Genomic DNA, 14,708 nt, shown 5'->3' with positions numbered 1-14,708 from the left:
CCGGTGCGGCTGCGCGATCTCGCGGACGTGGATTCGGATTCCGAGGTCACGGGCTTTGCTATCGATCACCGCAAGGTCGCGCGCGGCAGCGTCTTCGGCGCCTTCCGTGGCGCGAAGTTCAACGGCGAAGATTTCATCGGCGATGCGGTTGAGCGGGGCGCCGTAGCGGTCGTTGCCCGACCTGATGCCAACGCTTCGGTTCCTGTTCTCGCGGACAAAGAGCCCCGTCGACTCTTTGCTGGATTGGCGGCCAAGTTCTACGCCCCGTTCCCAGAGGTAGTGGTCGCCGTCACCGGCACCAATGGCAAAACCTCGACGGTCGAGATGACCCGCCAGTTGTGGCGCATGCTCGGTCACCGTTCGGCGTCCATCGGCACGCTGGGGGTCACCACGTCCGACGACCAGGTCAGCACCGGCCTGACGACCCCCGACATCGTCACCTTCCTCAATAACATGGCCGGCCTCAAGCGCATGGGCATCAGCCATGTCGCCTATGAAGCCTCGAGCCACGGCCTCGATCAGCACCGCGCCGAAGGCATTCCGCTAGCGGCCGCCGCTTTCACCAACTTCAGCCGCGACCATCTTGATTATCATGAGACGATGGACGCCTATTTCGACGCCAAGATGCGGCTGTTTGACGACTTGCTCGAACCCGGTAAGCCCGCGGTAATTTGGACCGATGATCCCAAATCGGGCGAAGTCATCAAACGCGCGGCGCGGCGTGGCCACCAGGTCAAGACGGTCGGCCGAAAGGGCGAGACCATCCGCCTGGTCGAGCAAAGCCCGACGGCGCTCGGACAAACACTGATCCTTGACCATGACGGCAAGACCCACCGGCTCGCCCTCCCCCTGATCGGGGCCTACCAATCGGCCAACGTGCTTACCGCTGCCGGACTCACCCTCGCGACCGGCGGCGCTTGGGACGCGACATTCGCGGCAATGCAGCGTCTTGCACCGGTCCGCGGCCGCCTCGAACGCGCGGTGATCAGCCGCGCCGGCGTGCCCGTCTACATCGACTACGCCCACACGCCCGACGCGCTGGAAGCCGCGATCGCTGCGCTTCGTGCGCATGTGGAAGGCCGCCTGATCACCGTCTTCGGCGCCGGCGGGGACCGCGACCAGGGCAAGCGCCCGCAAATGGGCAAGGTCGCGACCGAGCTGTCGGACATCGCGATCGTCACGGACGACAATCCGCGTAGCGAAGATCCCGCCCGCATCCGCGCCGACGTCATGGCCGGCGCACCCGGCGCTCTCGAAGTCGGCGGCCGCCGCGAAGCCATTGCCGAGGCGATCCGCATCGCGCGGGCAGGCGACATCGTCCTCGTCGCCGGCAAGGGCCATGAGACCGGCCAGATCATTGGCGACAAGGTGCTGCCATTCGACGATGCGCTCGTGGCGCGGGAGTGCGCAGCGTGACCGCGCTTTGGACCTCCGACGAAATCGCGGAAGTGACCGGCGGCACCGCAAGTGGTAGCTTCGAAGTCACTGGCGTGACCTTCGACAGCCGCGAAGTTGAGCCGGGCGAGCTGTTCATCGCCATGCCGGGCACGGTCTATGACGGCCATCGCTTCGTCGAGGGCGCCTTCGCCAAAGGCGCCGCGGGAGCAATCGTCGCCCAGCCCGTGGACGGACCGCATGTGCTCGTCGACGATGCCGTAGCTGCACTCGAAGCCCTCGGCCGCGCCTCGCGCGAGCGCAGCCGCGCAAGGATCATCGGCGTCACCGGTTCGGTGGGAAAAACCAGTACCAAGGAGGCATTGGCCGCTGCGCTGGAGCGTTCCCACCCAGGCAAGGTCCATCGCTCGGTCAAAAGCTACAACAATCACACCGGCGTCCCGCTCAGCCTGTCCCGCATGCCGCGCGACGCCGAGTTCGCCGTGCTGGAAATGGGTATGAGCAATGCGGGCGAAATCGCGGCGCTGACTCGTCAGGTCCGCCCCCACGTCGCGCTGGTCACGGCTATTGCGCCCGCGCACATCGAAAGCCTCGGCTCCATCGAAGCGATCGCCGACGCCAAGGGCGAGATATTCGAGGGTCTTGAGCGGGATGGTGTCGCAATCATTCCTAACGACACACCGCAGCGCGACCGGCTCGTGAAGGCTGCGCGACGCCATGCCGACCGCATCATTACCTTCGGCACTGGCGACGCTGACGTATTCGCGATTCATGCGGTGACCGCCGAAGGCGGCGGGAGCCTGATCAGCGCGTCGCTCCTCGAACGCGAGTTGACGCTCACCATTTCCCAGCGGGGCGAGCATTGGGTTTCGAACGCGCTCGCCGTGCTAGCGGCGGTGGAAGCGGTCGGCGCTGACGTGGGCCTTGCCGGGCTTGCGCTGGCGGATCTCGGTGGTCTGAAAGGCCGCGGCGAACGTCACCGGATCGATGCCGAAGACGGCGAGATCCTGCTGGTCGACGAAAGTTACAATGCCAATCCGGCCTCCATGGCCGCCACGCTTAAGAGTCTGGGTGAAGAGCGGGGCGTGCAGCGGCGCATTGCGGTGCTCGGCACGATGCGCGAGCTTGGCGCACATGCCGACGCGCTTCACGCGGGCCTTGCCCCCGCGGTTCTGTCAGCAAAGGTCGACCACCTCATCCTAATCGGCGCCGAAATGGCGTCGCTCGAAGCCGCACTTGCTGGCCAGCTGCCGGTCGACCGCGTGAGCGACGTCGATCAAGCCACCGCCGCCTTGCAGTCGATCCTTCGCGGCGGCGACGCCGTGCTGGTCAAGGCGTCCAACGCCGTCGGGCTTGCGAAACTGGTCGAGCGCGTTGCAGGGGGCGTCACATGCTCTACGTGATCGCCGAGCAGCTGGGCTTTCCCGGCATCCTCAACCTCATCCGCTACCTGAGCTTCCGCGCCGGCGCGGCGAGCGCGACCGCGCTGCTGATCGGCCTGCTGCTCGGTCCCTGGCTGATCGGCTGGCTGCGCACCAAACAGGGCAAGGGGCAGCCAATCCGCACGGACGGCCCGCAAAGCCACCTCGCCAAACGCGGCACGCCGACCATGGGCGGTCTCCTCATCCTGACCTCGGTCGCGATCTCGGTCTTGCTGTGGATGGACCTCAAGAACCCCTATGTCTGGGCGTGTCTGCTCGTCACTGGCGGGTTCGGGCTGATCGGCTGGCTCGATGATTACGACAAGGTCCGCAAGGCGCACCACGCGGGCCTGTCGGGCAAGACGCGCCTTGCCCTCGAATTCCTGATCGCGGGCGCGGCCACTTGGTTGATCGTCCGCACCGGCGGCACCGGCCTGCACCTGCCTTTCATCAAGGAGACTGTGGCGGACCTCGGCTGGGGCTACATCCTGTTCGGTGCCTTCGTCATCGTCGCCTTCGGCAACGCCGTGAACCTGACCGACGGGCTCGACGGCCTCGCCACCATGCCGGTGATAATCGCCAGCATCGCCTTCCTCCTGATCAGCTACCTAGTCGGCAACGCGAAGTTCGCCGAATATCTCGGCATCCCGCACGTCCCCGGCGTCGGCGACCTTACCGTGCTGTGCCTCGCCATCGTCGGCGCGGGCCTCGCCTTCCTGTGGTTCAACGCGCCGCCCGCGGCGGTCTTCATGGGCGATACCGGCAGCCTTGCGCTCGGCGGCGCGCTCGGCGCAGTTGCGGTCGCCACCCACCATGAGTTCGTGCTCGCCATCGTCGGCGGCCTGTTCGTCGTCGAGGCCTTAAGCGTCGTCATCCAGGTCGCCGTCTACAAGCGCACCGGCAAGCGCGTCTTCCTGATGGCGCCGATCCACCACCATTTCGAACATCTCGGCTGGTCGGAGCCGACCGTCGTCATCCGCTTCTGGATCATCAGCTTCGTGCTCGCCCTGGCGGGCCTCGCGACGCTCAAGCTGCGGTGATCACCTCGCGGGCCTTCGCAGGCAAGCATTACGCGGTTTACGGTCTTGCGCGGTCGGGGATTGCGACGGTTGAGGCGCTGCTGGCGAGCCGCGCGCACGTCACCGCCTGGGATGCGAAAGAGGAGGCGAGGGCGAACGCGCCCGCGGGTACAGAACTCGCCAACCTCGACGAAGCCGACCTCTCCCAGTTCGACAGCCTCGTCGTCACGCCGGGCTTGCCACTCAACCGCCACCCCATCGCGCAGCGCGCCCGCGATGCCGGGGTCGAGATCATCGGCGACATCGAGCTGTTCGCGCGAGCCCGCCCGGAGCTGCCGCCGCACAAGGTCGTCGGCATCACCGGCACCAACGGCAAGTCGACCACCACCGCGCTCGTCCACCACATTCTCAAGACCGCGGGCGTGCCCACCACCATGGGCGGCAACATCGGTCTTCCGATCCTGTCGCAGGATCCGCTGCCCAAGGGCGGGGTCTATGTGCTGGAGCTCTCGAGCTACCAGATCGACCTGACGCAAAGCCTCGACTGCGACGTCGCGGTGCTGCTCAACATCACGCCCGATCATCTCGACCGGTACGAGAGCTTCGAAGCGTATGCCGCGTCCAAGGCTCGGCTGTTTGCCGTGCAAACGGCTAGGCACACGCCAATTTTCGTCGAAGATCGAGGTGCGGTGTCACAGATTGCCGCGGAGCACGAAGAATTCTCCGAAAACGTATTGATCGTAACGGCGGGCGAACTGAGATCAAAAGACCTGCAATCCCGCATCGGCAGGCAAGAAGACTGGCCGACGCTCGCCGGGCCTCACAACGCAGAGAACGTGATCGCGGCGGTGTGGGCCGCACGGAACATTAGGTCGAATTTCATCGGCCGCTCAGTAGTGAGTTGGGACAAGATCCGTGACGCTCTCCGAACCTACCCCGGCCTCCCACATCGCATGGAGCGCATTTGCGACCTGAACGGCGTCCTGTTCGTCAACGACAGCAAGGCCACCAACCCGACAGCCACCGCCCCCGCGCTCGCCGCATTTGAGCGCATTCGCTGGATCTGCGGCGGGCAGGCGAAGACCGACAATCTCGACGAATGCTCGCCTTTTTTCGGGCACGTCGTCGCCGCCTACACGATCGGCGAAGCGGCTGACCTGTTCGAGCGGCTGCTCGGTGGGCGCATCTGTGTGAAAAACTGTGGAAAACTGGCCGATGCCATACGCGCGGCGGCTGCGGATTCCGCGCCCGGTGATACGGTGCTGTTGTCGCCGGCCTGTGCCAGTTTCGACCAGTTCCGCGACTTCGAGGACCGGGGCGACCAGTTCCGGGATTTGGTGGGGAAGTTATGATCAAGAGCATCTCGGGCCAGATCAAGGCCAAGGCGTCGCTGATCGATCCGGAACGCTATGGCCGGTCGGACACCAGCGCCATGGGCCGCTGGTTCTGGGAGATCGACAAGGTCCTGCTGCTGCTGGTGACCGTGCTGATCGCCATTGGCCTGATTGCCGTCGCCGCCGCCTCGCCCGCTGCCGGTCAGCGTTATTCGGGCGGCAACGTCCGCTTCTCCGAACTCTATTATTTCTGGCGCCAACTGGTGTGGATCGCGGTCGGCGTGCCGGTGATGATCGGCATCTCGATGATGCCCAAGGACCGGGTGCGCCGCTTCTCGCTGATCGGCGCGGCGATCTTCTTCACCATGCTGATCTTCGTGCCCATCGTCGGGCCGGAGCATAACGGCGCCCGCCGCTGGCTCGAATTCGGCCTCGGCCAGGTGCAGCCGTCGGAATTCCTCAAGCCCTTCTTCGTCGTCGCGATGGCGTGGCTGCTCAGCCTGAAGAACACCGACAAGTCGCTGCCGGTCTTCCCGATCTCGGCCGGCGTCGTCGGCCTCATCGCCATCCTGCTGATGAAGCAGCCGGACTTCGGCAGCACGATCATTTTTTGCTCGGTGTGGGTCGCGATGCTGGCGCTAGCAGGCGTCAGCCTGCGCATGCTCGGCATCCTCGCCGCCTGCGCGGTGGTCGGCGTCATCCTCGCCTACTTTTTCTATCCCGTCGCCACTGTCCGCATCGACGGCTTCCTGTTCGGCGAAGGCGATAATTTCCAGGTCGAGAACGCGCTGCGGACGATCACCGCGGGCGGCCTGTTCGGCATGGGTCCGGGCGGGGGCACCCGCAAATTCGGCCTGCCCGAGCCGCACACCGATTACATCTTCTCCGTCATCGGCGAGGAGTTCGGGCTGATCGCCTGCCTCGCCATCGCCTTCCTCTATCTCGCCATCGTCGCCCGGGTGCTGATCAAGTTGCTCGACGAGGACAACAGTTTCTCGATCCTCGCCGCCGCCGGCCTCGCCATCGAGTTCGGGCTACAGGCGCTGATCAACATGATGGTCAACGTGCAGCTCGCGCCATCCAAGGGCATGACGCTGCCGTTCATCAGCTATGGCGGTTCATCGATGCTCGCGCTCTCGATCGGCATGGGCCTGCTGCTCGCCTTCACCCGCCGAAATCCCTATCTGACCCGCTCGCCCTACGTCGTGAAGTGGAGCGGGGAGAGCATCACGGCATGAATTTCGCGCTCGCTGCCGGAGGGACTGGCGGCCACATGATCCCGGCGCACGCGCTGGCCGCCGAGTTCAAGGCTCGCGGCCACGGCGTGCTGCTGATCACCGACGAACGCGGCGCGCGCTTTCCCGGTCTCTTCGACGGCGTTCCGGTCCATATCCTTCCCGCCGGACGCCTGGGCGGCGGTCCGCTAGGCTGGATCAAGGCCGCGAGCGCGGTCATGAAGGGCAGGGGGCAGGCCAAGCGCCTCTACCGCGAGCACACCCCCGACGCAGTGGTCGGCTTCGGCGGCTATCCCGCATTCCCGTCGCTGCTCGCCGCCAGTTCGCGCAAAATCCCGACCGTCCTGCACGAACAGAATGCGGTCATGGGCCGCGTCAATCGCCTGCTGGCTGGTGAAGCCGAAGCGATCGGCGTTGCCTACGACCAGATCGACCGCCTGAAACCCGCATACCGCGCCAAGGTCGTCGTCGTCGGCAATCCCGTCCGCGAGGAAATCTCGCGCCTCGGCACGATGCCGTTCCCGGCGTTCGACGAAGCCGCGCCGCTCAAGCTCCTCGTCACCGGCGGCAGTCAGGGCGCCAGCATCCTCGGCCGCGTCGTCCCCGAAGGCCTCGGCCTCCTCGATCCATCGCTGCGCCGCCGGCTGCAGGTCGTCCAGCAATGCCGGCCCGACGACATCGAACGCGTTCGCCAGCGCTACGCCGAGCTCGGAATCCCGGCCGAGCTGATGACCTATATCGAGGACATGGCCGCGAAGCTCGGCGACTGCCACCTGATGATCGGCCGCGCGGGTGCTTCGACCATCGCCGAGCTGACCGCCGCAGGTCGCCCCGCGATCCTAATTCCCTTCGCCGCCGCGACGGACGATCACCAGACCGCCAACGCCCGCGAGATGGTGAAGGCCGGCGGCGCGCGCTCGATCCCGCAATCGGGCTTCACGCCCGACGTGCTCGCGCGCCAGATCGAGGCGCTGGCGATGGATCCCGTCGCGCTCAACAACGCCGCCGCCCGCGCCCTCTCAGTCGGCCGCCCGCACGCCGCGCGCGACCTCGCCGACTTGGTCGAGCGCGTCGGCAACGGTGTCGCCCCCGTGCCCGTCGGCTTGTCGCCGCGCGTCACCGCCGCCGCTCCGGATGGAGCCATGCCGGCATGATGAAGGCGATGGGCACCGACCTCGGCACGATCCATTTCGTCGGTATCGGCGGCATCGGCATGTCCGGCATCGCCGAGGTGATGCACCAGCTCGGCTATAAGGTGCAGGGCTCCGACGCCGCCGAAGGCTATGTCGTCGAGAAGCTGCGCAAGGCCGGCATCCCCGTGCACATCGGCCATGCCCGCGATAATCTCGGTGATGCAGCGGTCGTTGTCTGCTCGACTGCCATCCCCGACAGCAATCCGGAGGTCCAGGCCGCCGCCGAGCGCCGCCTGCCGCGCGTCCGCCGCGCCGAAATGCTCGCCGAGCTGATGCGCATGCAGAAGACCGTCGCGGTCGCCGGGACGCACGGCAAGACCACGACGACGTCGATGGTCGCCGCGCTGCTCGACAGCGGCGGCGTCGACCCGACCGTCATCAACGGCGGCATCATCAACCGCTACGGCTCGAACGCCCGCCTCGGCAAGAGCGACTGGTGGGTGATCGAGGCCGACGAAAGCGACGGCAGCTTCCTTCGCCTCGACGGCACCATTGCCGTCGTCACCAACATCGATCCGGAGCACCTCGAGCATTACGGCAGCTTTGACCGGGTCAAGGACGCCTTCGTCGAGTTCATCGAGAACGTGCCTTTCTACGGTCTCGCGGTGCTCTGCGTAGACCACCCCGAGGTGCAGAACATCATCGGCCGCATCCGCGACCGCCGGATCGTCACCTATGGCTTTTCGGCACTGGCCGATGTGCGCGCCGACAATGTCACGCCAGTTGCCGGCGGCACGAAGTTCGACGCTCTGATCCTCGACAAGTCAGGCGAACGCCGCACGATTCCGGTCAGCGTGCCGATCCCCGGCCGCCACAATGTACAGAATGCGCTCGCCGCGATCGCCGTCGCGTTGGAACTCGGCATTTCGGACGATGCAATCATTGCCGGGTTCGAACGATTCGATGGCGTCAAGCGTCGCTTCACCAAGGTTGGCGAGGTCGACGGCGCCACGGTCATCGACGATTACGCGCATCACCCGACCGAGATCCGCGCCGTTCTGTCCGCGGCGCGCGAAGGAGCCGAAGGCCGCGTCATCGCGGTCGTTCAGCCGCACCGCTTCACGCGGCTCCAGGGGCTGATGGAAGAATTTCAGAACGCCTTTAACGACGCCGACGTCGTCTTCGTCACGCCCGTCTACGCCGCGGGTGAGGAGCCGATCGACGGCGTCGATGCTGCGGCGCTGGTCGAGGGCCTGCGCGCCCACGGACACCGCATGGTGCGTACCGTGGACAGTCTCGAACAACTGTGCGGCGAACTGCGGGACCTCGCTGCCGAAGGCGACATGGTCATTTGCATGGGCGCCGGCGACATCACCAAATGGGCCGCAGCACTCGCCGACGGCATCTGCGATGCGAGGGCGCGCAAATGAGCGTCGCCACCATGCCCGCCGTTCGCGGCAAGCTGACCCCCAACGCGCCGCTCGCCCCGCTGGTGTGGTTCAAGAGCGGCGGTAGTGCGGAATGGCTGTTCGAGCCCGCGGACGAGCAGGACCTCACCGACTTCCTCCGTTGCCTCGATCCCGACGTGCCGGTCATGGCCCTCGGCCTCGGCTCCAACCTTATCGTCCGTGACGGCGGCGTGCGAGGCGTCGTCGTCCGCCTCGGCAAGCCGTTCGCCAAAATCGAGCAGCTTGACGAAACCACCGTCCGTTGCGGCGGCGGCGCGACCGGCATCCTCGTCTCCTCGACCGTTCGCGACAAAGGCATCGCCGGCCTCGAATTCCTCCGCGGCATCCCGGGCACCGTTGGCGGCTTCGTTCGCATGAACGGCGGCGCCTATGGCCGCGAGGTTTGCGACATCCTCGTCTCCGCCCGCGTCGCGCTGCGCTCCGGCGAGGTCGAGGAATGGCCGCTAGACAAGCTCGGCTACACCTACCGCCACAGCGCGCTGCCTGGGGGCGCGATCGTAATCGACGCCGTGTTCCGCGGTCAGCCCGGCGATCCGGAGGCCATAGGGGCCGAGATGGACGCCATCGCCCGCGCCCGCGAGGAATCGCAGCCGCTGCGCAGCCGCACCGGCGGCTCGACCTTTAAGAACCCGCCGGGCCACAAGGCCTGGGCACTGGTCGACGCGGCGGGCTGCCGCGGCTTCCGGATCGGCGACGCGCAAGTCTCGGAAAAGCACTGTAATTTCCTCCTCAACCTCGGTAGCGCCACCAGTGCGGAGATCGAGGAGCTGGGCGAGGAAGTGCGGCGCCGCGTCGAAGCGAAAACCCACATCACCCTCGAATGGGAAATCCAACGGGTCGGCAAGGAATGAACAAGGATCTGCACGTTGTCGTCCTGATGGGGGGCTGGTCGTCGGAGCGCGAAGTCTCGCTGACGAGCGGCAAGGGCGTCGCTGGCGCGCTGCGCGAGCGCGGCTGGTCGAACGTGACCGAGCTCGACATGGACCGCGACGTCGCCGCGCGCCTCACCGAGCTGAAGCCCGACGTGGTCTTCAACGCGCTGCACGGAACGCCGGGCGAGGATGGCACCGTCCAGGGCATGATGGACCTGATGGGTTTCCGCTACACGCACAGCGGCGTCGAGACGTCGGTCATCGCGATTGACAAGGAGCTGACCAAGATGGTGCTGGTGCCGCACCGCATCCGCATGCCCGAAGGCACCATCGTTTCCAGCGAGAGCCTGCACCAGGAAGACCCGATCGCGCGGCCCTATGTGGTGAAGCCGGTCAACGAAGGTTCGTCCGTCGGCGTCGCGATCGTCACGGACGACGGCAACTACGGCAACCCGATTGGCAAGGACGTCGAGGGACCTTGGCAGCATTTCGACCGGCTGCTGGCCGAACCCTTCATCAAGGGCCGCGAGCTCACCGTCGCTGTGCTCGGCAACGACCCGCTGGCGGTGACCGAGCTCAAGCCCAAGGCCGGCTTTTACGACTACGACGCCAAATATACCGACGGTCTGACCCAGCACGTCTGCCCCGCCGAGGTGCCGTACGAGATCGCGCAGTCGATGATGGACATCGCCGCGCGGGCGCATCAGCTGCTCGGCTGCAAGGGCGCCTCGCGCTCCGACTTCCGTTGGGACGATGAGCTGGGCGAGGCTGGCATCTATCTGCTCGAGGTCAACACCCAGCCCGGCATGACCCCGCTCAGCCTGGTGCCCGAGCAGGCCAAGCATCGCGGCATCGCCTATGGCGAACTGGTCGAGCGCCTGATCGAGGAAGCGCTGAAATGACCGCCGCCCACGTACGTCGCGGCGGCAGCGCCGGTCGCGCTAACGCCAAGAAATCCTCCAAGGTCGCGGTCCCCAAGAAGATCGTGAAACGCCTCCCGGTCGATCAGGCGCGCGCCAACAAGGTCGCGGGTCTCGTCTTCGCCGCTTTCGTCGTCGTCATTGCCTTCGTCGCCCTGATCGCCCTCGATATCCCCGCCAAGGCGGAACGCGCGGCGGGAGTGGCGGTCGGCCACGCCGGCTTCACCGTCAGCGGCTATCAGATCGTTGGCATTAACAAGATGGACCGCAAATTGGTCGACGCGGTCGTCACCGACGAGCTCAAGCGCGCGGCCGACGAAGCTGGCTTGAGCAAAGCGCCGCAAGCCCTCGTCGACGTGTCCGCCATCCGCCAGCGCCTGCTCGGCTACGGCTGGGTCAAGGACGCGCGCGTCTCGCACCGACTGCCGGACACGCTCGTCATCGACATCGTCGAGCGCACGCCGTCCGCCCTGTGGCAAAGCGATGGCCGTCTCGCGCTCATCGACCATGAAGGCGTCGTTCTCGATCGCGTTCCCGTCGACAAGATGCCAGATCTGCCGCTCGTGATCGGCACCGGCGCCAACGCGCAATCGGAACAGCTCGGCCGCCTGATGGCTGCCGTTCCGACCCTAAAGCCGCAACTCGCATCTGCAAACTGGGTCGGTGGCCGCCGCTGGGACCTCAGCTTCCAGTCCGGCGAGACCGTGTCGCTGCCCGAAGGCGAGGAAGCGGCCAAGGCGGCGCTGACCAAGTTCGTGCGCCTCGACAAGCAGACCGGCCTGCTCGGCCGCGGCATCTTGCGCTTCGACCTTCGCGTGCCCGGCAAGATGATCGTCCGCCTGCCGCGCGCGCCGGGCGAAGCCATCGCGCCCGCCGCACCGCCGCCGCAGGAGGGCTAGTGGCGCAGCCGGTCGAACAACCCCTCATCGCCGCCCTCGATATTGGATCGTCCAAGGTCAGCGCGATGATCGCGCGGGCCGACGAGACGGGCCGCCTGACGGTGCTCGGCACCGGCCAGCGCGAGAGTCGCGGCGTCAAGCGCGGCTTCATCACCGACATGGCCGCCAGCGAGTTCGCCGTGCGCGAAGCGGTCGAGCTTGCCGAGCGCATGTCCGGCCTAACCGTCGAGGACGTGTGGGCCAGCTACGGCGCCGGCGGCCTAGTCAGCGACCTCGCCAATGTCGAGGTCGAGCTGGGCGGCCACGCCATTGAGCAGGCGGACATCAACCAACTCCTTCAGGCTGGCAAGGACGCCATCGACAAGAACGGCCAGGTCGTTCTCCACGCGCACCCCGCTTTGTTCACCATCGACCGCGCGCAGGGCGTGCACCAGCCGATCGGTCTCCACGCCAGCAAGCTCGGCGTCGACATCCATGTCATCGCTGCCGAACCCGCGCCACTGCGCAACATCGACACCGTCATCCGTCAGGCGCACCTCGGCGTCCGTGCCATCGTCGCCTCTCCGATCGCGGCGGGCCTCGCCTGCCTCAGCGAGGAAGAGCGCGAGCTCGGCGTCGCGCTGGTCGAGATGGGCGCTGAAGTGACCAACGTGTCCGTGCACTACGGCGGGATGCTGCTCGGCCTCCATTCGATCCCGCTCGGCGCCAAGGATATCACCAACGACATCGCCGCGGCCTTCGCCGTGCAGCGCCGTGATGCCGAGCGGCTGAAGTGCTTCTACGGCTCGGCGATGACGAGTCCGCGCGACAATCACGAGATCATCGAGGCGACGCAGATTGGAGCGGAGCAGGGGGCCGAGCCGATGAAGCTTACTCGCGCTCAGCTGATGATGGTCATTCGCCAGCGCGTCGAAGAACTGACCAACGAGATCGAGGCTGCGCTCAAGACGCTCGGCTTCACGGGCCCCGTCGGTCGCCAGGTCGTGCTGACCGGCGGCGGTGCCGAGCTGAAGAACGTCGCCGATTACATGCAAGGCGTCCTCGGCCGCGCCGTCCGATTGGGACGGCCCAAGCAGATCACCGGCCTGCCCGATGCGCACAGCGGCCCCGCTTTCTCGACCCTCGTCGGCCTCGCCATGCTCGCCGCCAGCGGCCGCGGCGACATCCGCGACATCGCGGGTCCGGTGGTCAAGCCGTCGCGCAACAAGGGAATGGTCGGCCGGCTGATCGACGCAATGAAGGGCGGCTACTGACCGCCTCCCTGCCGCGGCGGAGCAGCACGCTCCTCGTTGCCCTGCTCGGCATCGCCGTCTTCTTCAACTACGTCGACCGCGGCGCCATCGGCATTGCCGCGCCGCTGATGATTTCGGAGCTGAGGCTCAGCCCCGAAGCTTTCGGTATCATCCTATCTGCCTTCTTCTGGGTTTACGCACCGATCCAGCTTTTCGTCGGCTGGCTGGTCGATCGCTTCTCGGTGTTCAAGCTGATGGCGGCCGGCGTCCTCCTTTGGGCCGTGGCCACGCTGGCGATGGGCTTCGTGTCGACCTTTGCGCCGTTGATGATCCTGCGCGTGATCCTCGGCATGGGGGAAACAGTGGCCTTTCCCGGTGCTTCTAAGATCATTGCCACGCATCTGCCTGCTGAGCGACGCGGCATAGCCAATTCGGCGCTGGCGCTTGGCATTGCCCTGGGCCCTGCCGCCGGAACTCTCGCAGGGGGGATGATCCTCGGCGCCTATGGGTGGCGGGCAATCTTCATCGTCTTCGGTCTCGTGACACTGATCTGGCTCGTGCCGTGGCAAAGGGCTAGCCGCGGGGTGGGGGCGCCGGATCATCGTGCGCAGCAGGTCAGTGTGCCCGCCCGCCACCTCCTTCGTCAGTGGCCGCTATGGGCGATGTCCATTGCCCATGTCGCCAGCAACTACGTCTTTTATTTCCTGCTTGGCTGGCTGCCGCTGTTCCTGACCAAGTCGCGCGGTCTATCCATTGCCGAAATGACTTGGATCGCAACGCTCGGCTACGCTGCCCAGGCGGTCGCGGCGCTAACACTGGGTCTGGTCTCTGACTGGTGGACCCGTTCGGGTCGATCGGAAGCTGCCGTAAGACGTTTCATGATGCTCGCGGGGCAGATTGTCGCGGCCGCCGCGGTTTTCTGTCTGCCCTTCGCCGATAGTCCGGTGAAGCTCACGATGTTGCTTTGCACCGCGGGCATCGCCACAGGCGCCCTTTCGCTCAACACCTATGCCATTGCGCAGATGTTCGCGGGGCCTCGCGCGGTCGGCACCTGGGTCGGCATCCAAAACGCGATCGGCAACTCATCGGGAATTTTCGGCCCCATTCTGACCGGCATTATCGTTCAGCGCGCAGGCTATGCGACGGCGTGCACCATTACGGCCGCCGTCGCCGCATTCGGCGCGCTCTGGTGGATCATCGGGGTTCCGAAAATCCACCAGATTGAGCTGGATTAGACGGTCGTCGATTCCATCGTTGTCAGCGTCGGTGTGGGCACGCCGCTCGCCTTATACTCCGCGGTCAGCTCCTGCTTGCGCGCCGCCAGCTGTTCCCCAAGCGCGTCCATGTCGAGCCCCGCCTTGCGCGCTTGCGCAAACAAGCCCTCCATGCGCTTTTCTTCCTCCTGGACGTGATGCTCGATCTCTTCGCTAAGCACCTTGACCTTGCTGTCGTAATATTCGTCGTCGGGGCCGCCATTCAGGATTTCCGCGATCAGCACCTTGGCGCCGTCATGCTCGACGTAGGATTCCTTGAGCAGATCTTCCTCGACCTTGCCCTCGCACGCCGGATAGAAAATCTCTTCCTCGATCGCGGAATGGACTGACAGCTGCAGGCAGATTTGCTCGGCGAGCTTCTGCTTGCGCCCGTCGCCCGCTGCCTTCTCGAACTGTTCGAACAGCTCTTCGACTTCGCGATGATCCGCCTTAAGCAGCGCAATTGCATCCTGTTTATCGGCCATGGCCACGCTCCTCCTGTTTGCGCAGGAAGCGCGCGTGCTCC

General features: G+C 66.0%; 13 protein-coding genes. 12 read left to right on the top strand and 1 reads right to left on the bottom strand.

Features of this window, described 5'->3' with window-relative positions:
• Positions 1–3: 3 nt before the first annotated feature.
• Genes QU596_RS06155 through QU596_RS06100 form a run of 12 tightly spaced genes read left to right on the top strand, consistent with a single transcriptional unit; the run spans position 4 to position 14,164 of the window.
• Positions 4–1,416: a UDP-N-acetylmuramoyl-L-alanyl-D-glutamate--2,6-diaminopimelate ligase gene (locus QU596_RS06155; RefSeq protein WP_308517778.1), complete on the top strand. Its 1,413-nt coding sequence runs from the start codon at positions 4–6 to the stop codon at positions 1,414–1,416.
• Positions 1,413–2,798: a UDP-N-acetylmuramoyl-tripeptide--D-alanyl-D-alanine ligase gene (locus QU596_RS06150; RefSeq protein WP_308517777.1), complete on the top strand. Its 1,386-nt coding sequence runs from the start codon at positions 1,413–1,415 to the stop codon at positions 2,796–2,798. Before QU596_RS06155 ends, QU596_RS06150 begins: the two co-directional genes overlap by 4 nt.
• Complete coding sequence (gene mraY / locus QU596_RS06145; protein ID WP_308517776.1) at positions 2,786–3,856, top strand: phospho-N-acetylmuramoyl-pentapeptide-transferase; 1,071 nt, start codon at positions 2,786–2,788, stop codon at positions 3,854–3,856. Before QU596_RS06150 ends, mraY begins: the two co-directional genes overlap by 13 nt.
• Complete coding sequence (murD, locus tag QU596_RS06140) at positions 3,853–5,187, top strand: UDP-N-acetylmuramoyl-L-alanine--D-glutamate ligase (protein ID WP_308517775.1); 1,335 nt, start codon at positions 3,853–3,855, stop codon at positions 5,185–5,187. Before mraY ends, murD begins: the two co-directional genes overlap by 4 nt.
• The gene (locus tag QU596_RS06135) at positions 5,184–6,407 is read left to right on the top strand and encodes an FtsW/RodA/SpoVE family cell cycle protein (RefSeq protein ID WP_308517774.1); all 1,224 of its coding nucleotides are present in this window, start codon (positions 5,184–5,186) and stop codon (positions 6,405–6,407) included. The genes murD and QU596_RS06135 overlap by 4 nt, the downstream gene beginning before the upstream one ends.
• Positions 6,404–7,558 carry an undecaprenyldiphospho-muramoylpentapeptide beta-N-acetylglucosaminyltransferase gene (gene murG, locus QU596_RS06130; RefSeq protein ID WP_308517773.1) on the top strand — a complete coding sequence of 385 codons (1,155 nt, stop codon included), beginning with the start codon at positions 6,404–6,406 and terminating at the stop codon, positions 7,556–7,558. Before QU596_RS06135 ends, murG begins: the two co-directional genes overlap by 4 nt.
• Positions 7,558–8,967 (top strand): UDP-N-acetylmuramate--L-alanine ligase, encoded by a 1,410-nt coding sequence (gene murC, locus QU596_RS06125; protein ID WP_308517950.1) that lies wholly within the window; start codon positions 7,558–7,560, stop codon positions 8,965–8,967. Before murG ends, murC begins: the two co-directional genes overlap by 1 nt.
• Entirely contained in the window at positions 8,964–9,857 is an 894-nt protein-coding gene (murB, locus tag QU596_RS06120; RefSeq protein ID WP_308517772.1) for a UDP-N-acetylmuramate dehydrogenase, read from the top strand. Before murC ends, murB begins: the two co-directional genes overlap by 4 nt.
• A complete protein-coding gene (locus tag QU596_RS06115; RefSeq protein WP_308517771.1) occupies positions 9,854–10,780 on the top strand; it encodes a D-alanine--D-alanine ligase in 927 nt (308 codons plus the stop codon). Before murB ends, QU596_RS06115 begins: the two co-directional genes overlap by 4 nt.
• Positions 10,777–11,697, top strand: a complete 921-nt coding sequence (locus tag QU596_RS06110) for a cell division protein FtsQ/DivIB (RefSeq protein WP_308517770.1) — start codon at positions 10,777–10,779, stop codon at positions 11,695–11,697. Before QU596_RS06115 ends, QU596_RS06110 begins: the two co-directional genes overlap by 4 nt.
• Positions 11,697–12,950: a cell division protein FtsA gene (gene ftsA / locus QU596_RS06105; RefSeq protein ID WP_308517769.1), complete on the top strand. Its 1,254-nt coding sequence runs from the start codon at positions 11,697–11,699 to the stop codon at positions 12,948–12,950. Before QU596_RS06110 ends, ftsA begins: the two co-directional genes overlap by 1 nt.
• Entirely contained in the window at positions 12,947–14,164 is a 1,218-nt protein-coding gene (locus QU596_RS06100) for an MFS transporter (RefSeq protein ID WP_308517949.1), read from the top strand. Before ftsA ends, QU596_RS06100 begins: the two co-directional genes overlap by 4 nt.
• Here QU596_RS06100 and QU596_RS06095 read toward each other — a convergent pair.
• The gene (locus QU596_RS06095; protein ID WP_308517768.1) at positions 14,161–14,667 is read right to left on the bottom strand and encodes a hemerythrin domain-containing protein; all 507 of its coding nucleotides are present in this window, start codon (positions 14,665–14,667) and stop codon (positions 14,161–14,163) included. The two genes, QU596_RS06100 and QU596_RS06095, sit on opposite strands and share 4 nt — an antisense overlap.
• Positions 14,668–14,708 lie beyond the last annotated feature (41 nt).

The organism is Sphingomonas flavescens, assembly GCF_030866745.1.
Classification (GTDB): Bacteria; Pseudomonadota; Alphaproteobacteria; order Sphingomonadales; family Sphingomonadaceae; genus Sphingomicrobium; species Sphingomicrobium flavescens.
Note: the sequence above shows the minus strand (reverse complement) of the source record. Positions and strands in the feature narration are given on the sequence as shown.